This window comes from Paraburkholderia sp. Ac-20340, assembly GCF_017104965.1.
In the GTDB taxonomy this organism is placed as follows: domain Bacteria; phylum Pseudomonadota; class Gammaproteobacteria; order Burkholderiales; family Burkholderiaceae; genus Paraburkholderia.
This window is the reverse complement of the sequence record NZ_JAAGPR010000026.1, coordinates 22,432-35,893: the sequence shown is the minus strand read 5'-3', so window position 1 is coordinate 35,893 and position 13,462 is coordinate 22,432. Positions and strand designations below refer to the sequence as shown.

Here is a 13,462-nt window from a genome sequence, read left to right as displayed (position 1 = left end):
ATCGCTCAGTTCGCCCTATCTTTTATATCACTCTCCGTTCTCGCCGCGGCGGTCATCTTGCTGTTGGTCAGCTTCGTCTGAATTTCATCCGTTGCGAGTCTTCGCGTATTAACCGTGCCGTGAAGACTTTCTCCCGTGTTCGTATAACCGTAAACTTCGCTCACATTTGTCCAGTCCGTTTTCTTGAACTCGACGCGAATTCCATTCCAGTTCAACTCCTGCGGCGGAGTTAGCAAACCTTGCTTGAGCTTGTCGCCGATATTATTGATTTCTTGGCTCAGGGTGCGGAAGTCAATAAAAATTTGCTCTATGCCGCCTTCTAGGTATTGTTGCGGCCTCTTGTCTCTTCCATACCGCTCGGCGAGCCAATCCAATACGCGAGTGCATCGTCTTGCTGATCGTCTCGATCAGGCTGGCGCAAAAATCCCTGCACTTCGCGACCAGTTGCGGTACGAATATTTGTCCGTGAACTTCTTCGCTCAACAGCCCGCGTAGCACCAACGCTCTCGCCCCAACACCGCGAAACCCACCCTCGTCGAGCGACAATCGACGACATGCCAGCCCTCGCCGCATCGACAAATCTCGCCCCCAAACCGCCGCTCAGCCCCGCCACGCCTCGAAGAACGGTAAAAACCGTATATACTGTTTCTACCGTTTTCGATCGAGATTCCAGCATGACCACTGTGATTGCACGCAAGCCCACCAAGAAGGCTTTCTTCTTCCCCACCACCGCGGACGCGAAAAAAGCGCAGCGCAAAGCGGCGGCCGAAGTGAAGGCCGCACGCGCGCAGGAAGCCGAAGCTAAACCCAAGGCGAAGCGCGTGAAAAGCGAGAAGGCCGTCAAGACGGTCAAGGCCGTGAAAACCGTGAAGAAAGACAAGGTCATTCGCGACAGCTTCACGATGCCGAAGACGGATTACGAGCGCATCGCCTTGCTCAAGCGCAAGTGTCTGGATGCGGGCGTCACGGTGAAGAAGAGCGAGTTGCTGCGTGCCGGTCTGCAGTTGCTGGACTCGGCTTCGTCGAAGCGGCTGGTCGCGGCACTTTCCGCGCTGGAAACCGTGAAGACGGGCCGCCCTGCCAAGGGCGAATAAGCCGCGAGTAAGCCACAATTCGGCAACAAAAAAGCAACGGGCCACGAAAGTGGCCCGTTTCATTTACATCGTGCTGTATGAACTGCACCAGCCGGCTTCCGCCACCCGTTTGCCGCTGAACAGCATGCAGTCGCCCCATTTGTCGTCCGCGGACTGGAACAGCGAGCACGTCCCGCATTTTTGGCCCGGCAAGTACGAAGGGAATTGCTTGCGATCCACGGTCGTGGCAAGCGTCCGATAGCCCAGCTTGCGCGCGGCTTCGTCGGATTCGGCCAGCGCGGGCTCCGCCGCCCAAGCCTCGTTGGCCAGCACGACAGAGGTGGCCGAGCATACGCTCAGCATCAGAAATGTTCGACGCGTAATTGTCATTGTGGGGAAAGACACGTTCAGGGAGTCGCTAGTGTCTCAGGCTGCCGGATTTCGTGCAGCATCGGGCGCTGCGCCGATAACCCACCTGTAGTCCCTTAGCCGGTCGAGCCCGCACCGTGGAAATCGCCGTCGTCGTCATCGTCGCGGAGCGGGTCTTTCGCGTAGAGCGCCAGCACCCGGCCGACGTCGCGCACGAACTCCTCCATCACCTCGATGCATTCAGGGTCGTCCGAAGCAAAGTCTTCGGGATTTCGCTTGCCCTGAGCCCGGCGGATGGCGCGGATACTCGCTTCGAGTGCGCGTGCCTCGGCCCAGATCGGGTCATTCTCGGGAAGTTTCGGTTGTTCGTGCGCCATGCCTGGATTTTCGGCCTCCGGCGCGCAAACTTTAGGAGGTTCTCTTCAGTATCCCAACGACGCCCGCGCCAGCGCGTCCATACCCTGTTTCATTGCCCGACGCAGCCGGATTCGGCCCCTTTGGGATACTCATTTGCCCCACCCCAGCAGCCCCATCAGGAACAGCACCGGGCGGAACGAAACCGGTTTCGCATCGGCATTCATGCCCAGCCGCACGCGATAAACCGCCAGCGCAGGCACCTCGCGCCAGCTCGAATACAGATCCATGAAGCGAAACGCCCGCGGATACGCGCCGTAGACCTCGGGCGCCCCGGCTTCCTGAAACGCAAACCGCGCGCGCGGCAGGTGGTAGTACTGCGAGACGAGCACGACGCGCGACAGCCCCTGCGCGCGCATCCAGGCGACCGCGTGACGCGCGGTGGCGAGCGTGTTGTCGCCCGCGCGATCGACCACGATGCGCGCGTCCGGCACGCCGCGCGCCAGCAGATACGTACGCATCGCGCCGGCTTCGTCGAGACCCGGACCGTCGATACTGCCGCTCACAAACAGCCACGGACATTCGCCCGCCTGATAACAGCGCAGCGCCACGTCCAGCCGCGCCGCGAGAATTGGCTTGGGCGTGCCGTCGTCTTCCAGCGCATTGCCAAACACCACCGCGACATCGGCACGCTCATACGGCATGCTCAATCCGCGCGCGCAGACCCACACGGCGGCCGCCACCCACACCGTTACGGCGACAATCGCCATCCAGAAAGCAACGCGGGCGAAAGTGCTTCGAAACAGACGGCGGACTGACATAAAAGCTCGAGCGCGAAATAGGGCCGGTGAATATAGCACCGGACCGTTTCACCCGCGTCGAGCGCGCCGTTCAACCCTGTGCCACGGCGAGCCGTATCGTTTTCTCGCGGCCAGGCGCGGGTTTCAGATAATCGTCGAGCTTCTGCGCATACCAGTTCGTGAAGTTCGTCAGCATGAACTCCGAAGGCGCGTAAGGCCCCGGCGTATACGCCTTCGAATTCACCCCGCGCTGGTTATGTTCGACCAGCGTTGCGTCCTGCGCATTGGTCGCGCGCCAGACTTCGATCAGCGTGTCGATGTCGTAATCCACACCTTCCACCGCATCTTCATGCACCAGCCAGGTGGTCTTGAGCGCGGTTTGCGTCGCCGAAATCGGCAGCACGCGGAAGTGAATGATGTGGTCGGAGAGAAAATGATTCCAATTGTTCGGAACCCTGAACATTCTCACCGACCCCAGATCGCGCTCCGTGAAATCGCCGAGCAGCTTGTTGCAGGCGGGCCGCCCGTCCGCCGTGAACGACACCGCGCCGCGATGAAACGGCAAGCGGATACAGCGGAATTCCGTGCCGCCATCCGCAGGCAGATGCGGCAAATCCAGGCTATCCCACAGCGCCGTCTTTTCCTGCATCAGCAACTGGAAGTCGCGGTTTGCGCGCGGATCGTCGGGCAAGGCAAATTCGATCAGCGTAGCCAGCAGTTCTGGATGGCTGCCAATGCAGTGATAGCACTCGCGATTATTTTCGATCACGAGTTTCCAGTTGGCGTCTTCGACGATCGTCATCGAAAACGCCACCTTGCTACGCTCTGGATGATGCGGCGCGATGTACGGCGTGACCGCCGCCTTGAAACGCGCGATATCGGGCGGGGTATCGGCGATACAGATATAAACCATGCCGCAGATCGTTTCCACATGCACAGGCCGCAGGCCGTGTGCGCTGCGATCGAAATCCGCCGGCATCTGGCGCGCGCTTTTTAGCGTGCCGTCGAGTTCATAAACCCACTGGTGATACGGGCACACGAGCCGCTTTGCGTGCCCCGCTGCCTGCGTGCAGATCAATGATCCGCGATGGCGACAGGTATTGAAAAACGCGCCCACTGCGCCGCTCTTGCCTCGCACCACGACCACCGAAGTCTCGCCAATCGACAGCGTGATGTAATCGCCTTCGTGCGGAATCTCCGCGACATTGCACGCGAAAATCCATTCGTTCGAGAAGACGGCCTCGATATCGAGTTCGTGCATTTCGGGTGCCGTATAAAACTCGCGGGCGAGGCTGTAGCCTTCGCGGCGCCCGGCAAGCAAGGCACGCACATGGGCGCGGTCGGTCACGTTTTCGGCTCCTTTTTACGGGTATTACGGGTATTGCGGGGATTCGATGATCCCGGTTTAGTCTGCGACTCGGGCGCGCGCAATGCGGTTTCTGCAGGCAAAGCCGTACCGGCCGCCTCGCCAATTCCCGCCGCTGCAAACGTCTCGGCGAGAAAATCCACGCAGGCTTTCACCTTCGCCGATTGCGCAAGTCGCTCGGGAAACACGGCCCAGACGTTGGCAGGCTGCGTGACCTCGGGCAGCACGCGCAGCAAGCGGCCTTCGTCGAGTAGCGGCTGCACGTCCCAGATCGAGCGCAGCACGATGCCGCGCCCGGCCAGCGCCCATTGCACGGCGGCCTCGCCGTGATTGGTCGAAAGCGGCCCGGTCACTCTCACGCTCGCCGTTTCGCCGCCGGCATCCAGACGCCACACGCCGAACGGGTGGTCCCGTTCCTTGATGGCCAGGCACGCGTGCGATTCGAGATCGGCGAGCGTGTCGGGCGCGCCGTGGGCGTCCAGATAAGACGGCGACGCGCACAGCACGCGGTAATTCGTAGCGAGACGTTTCGCGATCAGATGACCCGCGATGTCGTCGCCAATCCGTATGTCCAGATCGAAGCCTTCGCCCGCCACATCCACCACGCGATCGAACAGATCGAGCCGCACATTCAGTTGCGGATATCGGTCCGATAGCGTCGCGAGCGCAGGCGCGACGAACTTGCGGCCAAAGCCAAAACTGCTCGACACCCGCAGCGTGCCGCGCGGAATACGCTGCGTGCTGGAGACATCCTCGACAAGTTGATCGACGTCGTCGAGAATGCGCTCGGCCCACGCGAGCACGCGCTCGCCCGCCGCCGTGATCGCCACCCGGCGCGTCGATCGATGCAGCAGGCGCGTGCCCAGATTCGCCTCCAGCACGCCAATGCGCTTGCTGACATAAGCCGCCGACGCGCCCAGCGCCTCAGCCGCGCCGCTGAAACTGGATTTGCGCGCGACCGTGCAGAACACACGAAGGTCGTCGAGTTCGGGAGTGCCAGGCAGTTTGAGCATGATTAGAACGAGTGCCGCATGCCGATGCGTACATCGGCCTGCGTAGTGGTGTGGGACGGCATGAAACTATAGCCGATCACCGCATCGACACCCTGCGAAGCCTTCAACCAGTCGCCGGACATATAGACATCGGTACGCTTGGACAGCAGATAGTGCATCCCCGCCGAAAGCTGGTTCCAGTGATGCGCGTCGAAGTGCGTGTACTGATAGCCGCCCACGAGGCTCAACGCCGGCGTGATCTGCCAGTTCGCGCCACCTTCGCCCACCTGCATATGCTGGCTCTCGCCGAACGCCTTGATCTGCGTATAGGTGAAGTCGCCCATCAGCGTGACATTGCCGATCGCGTAGCTCGCGCCCACGCCAAACGCGCCTTGCTTGTCCACCGGGAACGGCGAATTCGCGTAGAGATCGGTCACGGCGCCGCTGCCCGGATCGACGCTCGCCGTTGGCTGGCCAAAGAACGAATGCACGCCGATCATCGCGTAAGGATCGAATGCGTAAATCCCCGATGGGTTATTCAACTGCGTATAAGCGGTGCCCATCGAAAACGCGCCGCGCTGGTATTGCGCGCCCACGCTCCACGCGCTGCCGTTGTGGAAACTGCCCGGCGTATTGCTGAACGAATACATGCCGCCGAACTGGAAACCGCCGAACGTATTCGACATGAACTTCACCGCGTTCGGCAGATGGTCGCCATTCATGCGGTCGAAGTCGCCCTGATTGATGGCATAGCCGCTCGCCCACGCCGAAGCGTTGTAGAGATAAACCATCTCCTGAGTCATATCGATCTGGTTACCGAAGGTCAGCGTGCCCCAGTCGTTCTGCAAGCCCACATAGGCCGCGCGGCCGAACAGCGAGCCGCCGTTCGAAATCTGGCCATTGCCCATATGAAAGCCGCTTTCGAGCTTGAACACGGCTTTCAAGCCGCCGCCCAGATCTTCGCTGCCCTTGATGCCCCAGCGGTTCGCGTACGAAATGCCGTCGTCGAATTTCACCTGACGCGCGCCGCCGGCGTTGCTCACATAAGTCACGCCCGCGTCGAGCACGCCATAGAACGTCACGCTGGTTTGCGCGCGGGCTGCGAGGGGCAGCGCGGCCAGCGCGAGCACGGCCAGCTGGATTGCGCTCACGCGCAGTGCCTTCATCGAATTCATGTCTCTATCTTGTCGTTGTTATCGTGATGGATCAGTTCAGGCCGCGATCGGCTTCGCGCACGAGCCGGCGTTCCTGTTCGATGTCGAGCGAGCGGCAGGTCCACAGATAAACCAGCGCGGCAACGGGCAGTCCCACGAGCATCGCCACATCGGTGCCGCCCAGCATGCGGGCGACCGGGCCGGTATAGAGTTCGGTCTTGAAGAACGGAATCATCGCGACGAAACCCACTGCATACGCGGTCAGACCGCGCCAGTTCCAGCGCCCGTAAATACCGCGCGGATTGAAGATCTCGCGCACCGAGTAATGCGAGTGGCGCACCACAAAGAAGTCGATCAGGTTAATCGCGGTCCAGGGCGTGAACAGATAGCCAAGAATGCCGAGGAAGTCGCCGAACTTGCCCATGAAGTTATCGGATGCGGAGAACGCCAGCGAGGTCGCCACCAGCGCCACCACGATCAGGCTGGCAATACGCTTGGTCGCATTCGATTTGAGCGGCTTGAACGAGTCCGTAATGCTCAGCAGCGTGAGCGACGCGCCGTAGAAGTTCAGCCCGGAGATCGCCAGCAAACCCAGCAGCGCAAGCAGCAGCGTGACGGTGCCGAAGCCCGGGAAAATCAGATCGCCTGCGCGCTGCACGGCGTCGGAGATTTCGATCTGCGCGTTGAGCGCCGCCGCAGCCGTGCCCACCAGCATCATCCACACACCGCCGATCAGCGCGCCCAGGAAGGTCCACCAGAACGTGGCGCGCACGCCGGTGTTGGGCGGCAGATACCGCGAGTAGTCCGAAACATAGATCGACCACGAAAGCTGATACGCGGCAGCCGAAAAGAGCTGCACGAGGAACGGCGTCGCCTTGAAGCCCGAGAAACTCAGTTGCGCTGCCGGGAACGGCATTTTCACGCACATGCCCACGCTGAAGATCGTCAGCGCGATGAGCAGTGCAAACGCCAGCCAGCGCTGCGCCTTGTGAATCACGTCATAGCCGAAGATCGCCAGCGCCACCGCGAGCACGGTAAACACGATGTAGCTCAGATGCGGTTCGGTGCCCAGCAGATGATGCGCGGTCTGCCCCGCCATCAATTGATTGAACGAGTTGTAGCCGATGTAGGTCACCAGCGCGACCACCCACACCAGCAGCGCACCCATATAGCCGAACTGCGGGCGCGACTGGATCATCTGCGGCAGACCCAGTTGCGGCCCCTGGCTCGAATGGAACGCCATGAAGAACGTGCCCAGCACATTGCCCAGCACGATGGCGATCGCGCTCCACAACAGATTGCCGCCCATGCTGATGCCGATCGCGCCCGCCGCGATGGTGGCGAGGTTCGCATCGCCCGTAAACCACACCGGCCACAGATGCCACGCGCGGCCTTTGCGTTCGGCGAGCGGCACGTAGTCGATCGAGCGCGATTCGATTCGCGATTTGGCGCGCGTCGGCTCGCCGGCCAGCACTTCGGCCATTGCGTCTTGTGTCATGTCTCCTCCAGTTGTGGGGTGGCGCAGGCAGCCACGCTTCGCGCGTAGCCATCCTGCGCACCGTGCGCGACTGCGGAAAGCTTTTCCGGTTCCGGCCACGGCACAGTTATCCTACGGTTAACAACAAACCACTGGTTAACAATAGTACGCATCCTGGAGGGTTGAGACGCACTATCGCATCCTCCTATTGACGACATCTCCGAAATCGATTTGCTTTGCGACCGCGCAAGCGATCCCGCTATCCAACACTAAGGATACGCGGCACGCATCAAAGCGGAAGTCTTTTCGCAACAACGTCGAGGGATAACCCTGATCGTGTGCCGGCAGAATTTCTCTTATTCTTGCGTTAACCCATAGTTATGTTGTAACTGTCAGTTAATTTTCTAACGCACCTCTCACACTGCGGCGGACCCCATGACCTATCTCCCGATCGAATTCCACAAGCCAGCCGACCTGCCCAAACTGCCGGCTGACTTCTGCGCCAACCCGGATCTCGCGTGGACCATTCCCGCGAGCTTCTATACCGCCGAGTCGGTCTACAAGGCGGAAGAGAAGCGCATCTTCGAGGACACCTGGATCTGCGTGGCACACCGCAGCGAACTGGCGGAGGCGAACGCCTACGTCACGCGCGAGATCGTCGGCGAAAGCATTCTGCTGGTGCGCGGCAAGGACAAGGTGCTGCGCGCCTTCTATAACGTCTGCCCGCACCGCGGCCATCAACTGCTTGAAGGCAGCGGCAAGGCGAAGAACGTCATCACCTGTCCGTATCACGCCTGGGCGTTCAAGCTGGACGGCGCACTCGCGCACGCCAACAACTGCGACCACGTGCAGTCGTTCGACAAGGAAAATTCGACCCTCGTGCCGGTGCGCGTGGAGGAATACGCGGGCTTCGTGTTCATCAACCTGAACCCGGAAGCGGACAACGTCGAAGCGCAACTGCCCGGCCTCGAAGCCAGCCTGCGCAACGCCTGCCCCGTGATCGACGACCTCAAGCTGGCCGCGCGCTTCGTCACGGAAACGCCCGCCAACTGGAAATCGATCGTCGATAACTACCTCGAGTGCTATCACTGCGGTCCGGCGCACCCCGGCTTCTCGGACTCGGTCAAGGTCGATCAGTACGCGCACACGCTGCACGGCAAGTGGACGCTGCAATTCGGCCAGGCGCAATCGTCGGAGCGTTCGTTCAAGCTCGATCCGTCGATCACGGACCCGAGCTTCCACGGCTACTGGGCGTGGCCGTGCACGATGTTCAACGTGCCGCCGGGCAGCGACTTCATGACGGTGATCTACGAATTCCCGATGAGCGCCGAAGTCACGCTCCAGCACTACGACATCTACTTCCTCAACGACGAGCCGACCGAAGAACAGCAAAAGCTGATCGAGTGGTATCGCACCGTGTTCCGCCCGGAAGACCTGCGCCTCGTGGAAAGCGTGCAGAAGGGCCTGAAATCGCGTGGCTATCGCGGCCAGGGCCGCATCATGGTCGACGAAAAACGCAGCGGGATCAGCGAGCACGGCATCGCGCACTTCCACAACCTGCTCGCGCAGCACTATCAGGATTAAGGCGGGGACCGATATGACTTCGCTGCAACATCCCGGCCTGCTGCGTCAGCAGGCCTTTATCGACGGCCAGTGGTGCAACGCCGCCGACGGCGCCACGCTGGCCGTGACCAATCCGTCCACGGGCGAGCACATCGCCGATGTGCCGAACATGGGCGCGCACGACACGCGCGCGGCGATTGCGGCCGCGCAGCGCGCCCTGCCCGGCTGGCGCGCGACCACGGCGAAAGAACGCGCGCGCCTGCTGCGCAACTGGTTCGAACTGGTGATGGCGAACCAGGAAACGCTCGCCGAACTGATGACGCGCGAGCAAGGCAAACCGCTTGCCGAAGCGCGCGGCGAAATCGCCTACGCGGCCTCGTTCATCGAATGGTTTGCGGAGCAGGCCAAGCGCATCGACGGCGATGTGATCCCGAGCCCGAACCCGGATCAACGCCTTGTCGTGACGAAAGAGCCGATTGGCGTCTGCGCGGCGATTACGCCGTGGAATTTCCCGGCCGCGATGATCACGCGCAAGGCCGCGCCCGCGCTGGCCGCGGGTTGCACGATGGTGGTCAAGCCCGCCAACGAAACGCCTCTGTCGGCGTTCGCGCTCGCGGCGCTGGCCGAGCAAGCCGGCATTCCGGCGGGCGTGCTCAACATCGTCACCGGCAAGTCGCGCGAAATCGGCCTGGAAATGACGTCGAGCCCGCTCGTGAAAAAGCTCAGCTTCACGGGTTCGACCGAAGTGGGCCGCCTGCTGATGCGCCAGTGCTCGGACACGGTCAAGAAAGTGTCGCTGGAACTGGGCGGCAACGCGCCCTTCATCGTATTCGACGATGCGGATCTGGACGCCGCCGTGGAAGGCGCGCTGCTTTCGAAGTATCGCAACGCGGGGCAAACCTGCGTCTGCGCGAACCGCTTCTACGTGCACGATTCGCTGTACGACGCCTTCTGCGAGCGCTTCGCGGCGCGCGTGGCGGCCTTCAAGGTGGACGACGGATTCGCCGATGGCGTGAATATCGGCCCGCTCATCACCGAAGCCGCGCGCGACAAAGTCGATGCGCTGGTGCGCGATGCCGTGGCGCAAGGCGCGCGCGTGGTCACGGGTGGCGCGCGGCACGCACGCGGCGGCAACTTCTACGCGCCCACGGTGCTGGCCGATGCACAACCCGGCATGGCCGTGCTCAGCGAAGAAATCTTCGGACCTGTCGCGCCGATCGTGCGCTTTTCGAGCGACGCCGAAGTCGTGCAGCTTGCCAACGACTCGATTTATGGCCTGGCCGCGTATTTCTATAGCCGCGACATCGGCCGCATCTGGCGTGTGGCGGAGCAGCTCGAATACGGCATCGTCGGCATCAATACGGGGCTGATCTCGAATGAAGTCGCGCCGTTTGGCGGCGTGAAGCAATCGGGCATCGGCCGCGAAGGCTCGAAGTACGGCATCGAAGATTATCTGTCGATCAAGTATCTCTGCATGGGCGGCGTAACACGCTGAAACCGCGCTGAAGCACGCTGCGTTGTACGCGGATGCGGTGAGTCATCGCATCCGCTATTTATCCGAATTTCGAATCAGAATTACCCGCCAGCGGTAAAGGAAGGCACCATGAACGCCCGCGAATCGATCACTGTCGACGTTGTCGCCGTCGAGCAACTTACTCCGCTGATCAAGCGCTTCACGCTCGCGCTGCCCGATGGCGCGCCGCTGCCCGCTTTTAGCGGAGGCGCACACGTGCTGGTCTCGATGCAGGACGGCGAGCAGTGGCATCACAATGCCTATTCGCTGCTCAGTTCGCCGCACGATACGCGGCAGTATCAGATCGCCGTGCGGCGCGAGGAAGCTTCGCGGGGCGGGTCGGCGTTTATGCATGAACGCGTGGCGGTGGGGACGCGGCTTGCTATTGGGACGCCAGCGAATCTTTTTGAACTCGCTAAAGGCGCGAGCAAGCATGTGTTTATTGCTGGCGGTATTGGGGTTACGCCTTTTCTTGCGCAGCTTGCTGAGCATGGCCCGGATGATCGTGCGCTTGAGCTTCATTATGCCTTTCGGAGTCCGGAGCATGGGGCGTTTGTCGATGAGCTAATGGCCGGGCCGCATGCGGGGAATGTGCATTGCTATGTCGATAGCGAAGGGCAGCGGCTCGATCTTTTGAATCTCTTCAAGACTCTGCCTGCGGATGCGCATGTTTATGTTTGCGGGCCGCAAGGGCTCAATGATGCGGTTTATGCGAATGCCGCTTTGCTGGGGTGGCCTAAGGCGCAGTTGCATTCGGAGCAGTTTGCTGCGGGTGATACTGGGGGGAAGGCTTTTACTGTTGTGCTGGCGAAGTCTGGGATTGAGGTGGTAGTGGGTGAGGATGAGTCCATTCTTAAGGCTATCGAACGCGTTGGGGTGACGGTGGAGTCGCTTTGTCGTGAAGGTGTTTGTGGGACCTGTGAGGTCGCTATTCTCGAAGGTGAGGCGGATCATCGGGATCAGTATCTTGATGATGATGAGAAGGCGGCGCAGAGGACTATTTTGCTTTGTGTTTCTAGGGCGCTTGGTTCGCGGCTTGTTATTGATCTTTGATGCTTTTTTTGTTGGCATTTCCTTGTTTTCGTGTCGGTCTATTAGCGTCGCCCCTGTGCGGGGCGGCACCTACTTTTCTTTGCAGCGGCAAAGAAAAGTAGGCAAAAGAAAGCCGCTCACACCGCCAATGTGACGCAGTCCACAACCAGCCTTACACGGGGAATGGTATAGGGGCGTCCGGCACCTCGCACCTTCAAAGCCAGTGACAAAGCCGTCATTCATCCCGTTGCTCGCTGCGCGCGCAACGGTTGGGTTTGCCACGGAAACCAGCAAACCTTCGGTTTGCGTTATGCCCATCGGGGCGCGCAGCGCCCCCGGGTGGGCGGGCGCCTTGTCACTAGCTTTGGTGGCGCGGGGGACCGGATGCTCCTATACCTTTCCCCCTAAAAGGCTGTTTGTGGACTGCGTCATTCTGGCGTTTGTAGCGGCTTTCTTTTGCCTACTTTTCTTTGCCGCTGCAAAGAAAAGTAGGTGCCGCCCCGCACAGGGGCAACGCTAATAGACCGACACGACCACAAGGAAATGCCAACAAAAACCCCCAACAACAAACCCAAACCCAAACCCCAAAAAAACCACCCCCCACCCCAATCCGCTAAACTACCACCTCCACCCCACCCACCAACAAGCGGCGCCCAGCCGCGCCACTCGCGCGAATTGTCATAGAGGGAAATGGATGTCCGAGGATACGTTCGCGTTCCGTCTCAAGGTGCTGCTCGAGCACAAGAAGCTCAGCCTTCAGCAAGTGGCCGACGCCGTCGGCATCTCCCGCCCTGCCGTGCACAAATGGACCCGCGGCGGCGAAATCGACTATTCGAATCTGCGCCGCCTCGCAGCCTTCCTCGACGTCAACTGGGTCTGGCTGCGCTACGGCGATGAAGCCGTGCGCGATCTCGGTATCGCAGGCACCACCGAGCTGCCCATGACCGATCTGCGCCGCCGCTACACCGCCGAGATCATGTCCAACGAAGCCCGCATGAAGCACGCGCAAGAGGCGGCCGGCATCGTCACGTGGGAATGGAATCTGGTCGCCGATGAACTCATCTACTCGAGCAACTGCGAAAAGCTCTACGGCCGCGAAATCCACAGCAATGAAGAGTTCTGGGAAATCCTTCACCCTGAAGATTCGATCTGGCTCAATGCCGATGCCCTGAAAGATCTGGTCGCGAGCAAGGCGCCGCGCGTGTGGGACTTCCGCATCATCCTGCCCGATGGACAGATTCGCTGGATCGAATCGCGCGTGGCCACGCTGCTCGACGATGCGGGCCGCCCCGTACGCGTGGTGGGCACGACCATCGATATCAGCGCGCGCAAGGATGCGGAATCCGCGCTGCAACGCCGTCTGCAACTGCTCAACGACGCCGCGCGTATCGCCGGCGTGGGCGCGTGGCGCTGGCTGCGCGCGCAGGACGAACTGATCGTCTCGGACGAATGGTGTCGTCTCTTTGGCGTCGATCCGGCCAAGGCGCCGCGTCACTACATCGAGTTGTCGCAGCACATTCATCCCGACGATCGCGCCGCACGCGAAAGCGCCGTCAACGATGCACTCGCGCGTCGCGCCGATTATCGCGTGCTCTATCGCGCGTCGCTGCCCGACGATACCTGGCGCCTCGTGGTAGAACAGGGTCAGGCGCGCGTCGCGCCCCATGGCGAGGATGTCTGGCTCACGGCGCTGTGCCGCGCGGCGCAACCCGCCGATATGCAAAGCGCCGCGCAACCGCCCGCCGAAGATAGCGCGGCCTGAGCGCGCG

Annotated in this window: 13 protein-coding genes; 5 read left to right on the top strand and 8 right to left on the bottom strand. The window is 61.3% G+C overall.

The window, feature by feature from the left end:
• Positions 1 to 5 precede the first annotated feature (5 nt).
• Positions 6 to 374: a hypothetical protein gene (locus G3N59_RS26530; RefSeq protein WP_205985787.1), complete on the bottom strand. Its 369-nt coding sequence runs from the start codon at positions 372 to 374 to the stop codon at positions 6 to 8.
• Positions 375 to 674: 300 nt separating this feature from the next.
• Between G3N59_RS26530 and G3N59_RS26525 the strand changes: the two genes are divergently transcribed.
• The gene (locus G3N59_RS26525) at positions 675 to 1,094 is read left to right on the top strand and encodes a hypothetical protein (protein ID WP_205985786.1); all 420 of its coding nucleotides are present in this window, start codon (positions 675 to 677) and stop codon (positions 1,092 to 1,094) included.
• 63 nt (positions 1,095 to 1,157) lie between these two features.
• Here G3N59_RS26525 and G3N59_RS26520 read toward each other — a convergent pair whose 3' ends face one another.
• The 7 genes from G3N59_RS26520 to G3N59_RS26490 all read right to left on the bottom strand — a co-directional run bounded on the left by G3N59_RS26520 (position 1,158) and on the right by G3N59_RS26490 (position 7,606).
• The gene (locus G3N59_RS26520; protein WP_241024171.1) at positions 1,158 to 1,436 is read right to left on the bottom strand and encodes a high-potential iron-sulfur protein; all 279 of its coding nucleotides are present in this window, start codon (positions 1,434 to 1,436) and stop codon (positions 1,158 to 1,160) included.
• A 122-nt stretch (positions 1,437 to 1,558) separates the two neighbouring features.
• Entirely contained in the window at positions 1,559 to 1,819 is a 261-nt protein-coding gene (locus tag G3N59_RS26515; protein ID WP_205985784.1) for a hypothetical protein, read from the bottom strand.
• A gap of 129 nt (positions 1,820 to 1,948) precedes the next feature.
• Entirely contained in the window at positions 1,949 to 2,566 is a 618-nt protein-coding gene (locus tag G3N59_RS26510) for a YdcF family protein (protein ID WP_241024200.1), read from the bottom strand.
• A gap of 121 nt (positions 2,567 to 2,687) precedes the next feature.
• Positions 2,688 to 3,944 (bottom strand): aromatic ring-hydroxylating dioxygenase subunit alpha, encoded by a 1,257-nt coding sequence (locus G3N59_RS26505; RefSeq protein WP_205985782.1) that lies wholly within the window; start codon positions 3,942 to 3,944, stop codon positions 2,688 to 2,690.
• Positions 3,941 to 4,975: a LysR substrate-binding domain-containing protein gene (locus G3N59_RS26500; protein WP_277397933.1), complete on the bottom strand. Its 1,035-nt coding sequence runs from the start codon at positions 4,973 to 4,975 to the stop codon at positions 3,941 to 3,943. Before G3N59_RS26500 ends, G3N59_RS26505 begins: the two co-directional genes overlap by 4 nt.
• Before the next feature lie 2 nt (positions 4,976 to 4,977).
• On the bottom strand, positions 4,978 to 6,129 hold the full coding sequence (locus tag G3N59_RS26495; RefSeq protein WP_205985781.1) for a porin: 1,152 nt from the start codon (positions 6,127 to 6,129) through the stop codon (positions 4,978 to 4,980).
• A 31-nt stretch (positions 6,130 to 6,160) separates the two neighbouring features.
• Entirely contained in the window at positions 6,161 to 7,606 is a 1,446-nt protein-coding gene (locus G3N59_RS26490; RefSeq protein WP_205985780.1) for a cytosine permease, read from the bottom strand.
• A 414-nt stretch (positions 7,607 to 8,020) separates the two neighbouring features.
• Between G3N59_RS26490 and G3N59_RS26485 the strand changes: the two genes are divergently transcribed.
• The 4 genes from G3N59_RS26485 to G3N59_RS26470 all read left to right on the top strand — a co-directional run bounded on the left by G3N59_RS26485 (position 8,021) and on the right by G3N59_RS26470 (position 13,455).
• Positions 8,021 to 9,169 carry a ring-hydroxylating oxygenase subunit alpha gene (locus tag G3N59_RS26485; RefSeq protein WP_205985779.1) on the top strand — a complete coding sequence of 383 codons (1,149 nt, stop codon included), beginning with the start codon at positions 8,021 to 8,023 and terminating at the stop codon, positions 9,167 to 9,169.
• 13 nt (positions 9,170 to 9,182) lie between these two features.
• Positions 9,183 to 10,643: an NAD-dependent succinate-semialdehyde dehydrogenase gene (locus G3N59_RS26480; RefSeq protein ID WP_205985778.1), complete on the top strand. Its 1,461-nt coding sequence runs from the start codon at positions 9,183 to 9,185 to the stop codon at positions 10,641 to 10,643.
• Positions 10,644 to 10,751: 108 nt separating this feature from the next.
• Complete coding sequence (locus G3N59_RS26475; protein WP_205985777.1) at positions 10,752 to 11,714, top strand: PDR/VanB family oxidoreductase; 963 nt, start codon at positions 10,752 to 10,754, stop codon at positions 11,712 to 11,714.
• A 673-nt stretch (positions 11,715 to 12,387) separates the two neighbouring features.
• A complete protein-coding gene (locus tag G3N59_RS26470; RefSeq protein ID WP_205985776.1) occupies positions 12,388 to 13,455 on the top strand; it encodes a helix-turn-helix transcriptional regulator in 1,068 nt (355 codons plus the stop codon).
• Positions 13,456 to 13,462: the final 7 nt, after the last annotated feature.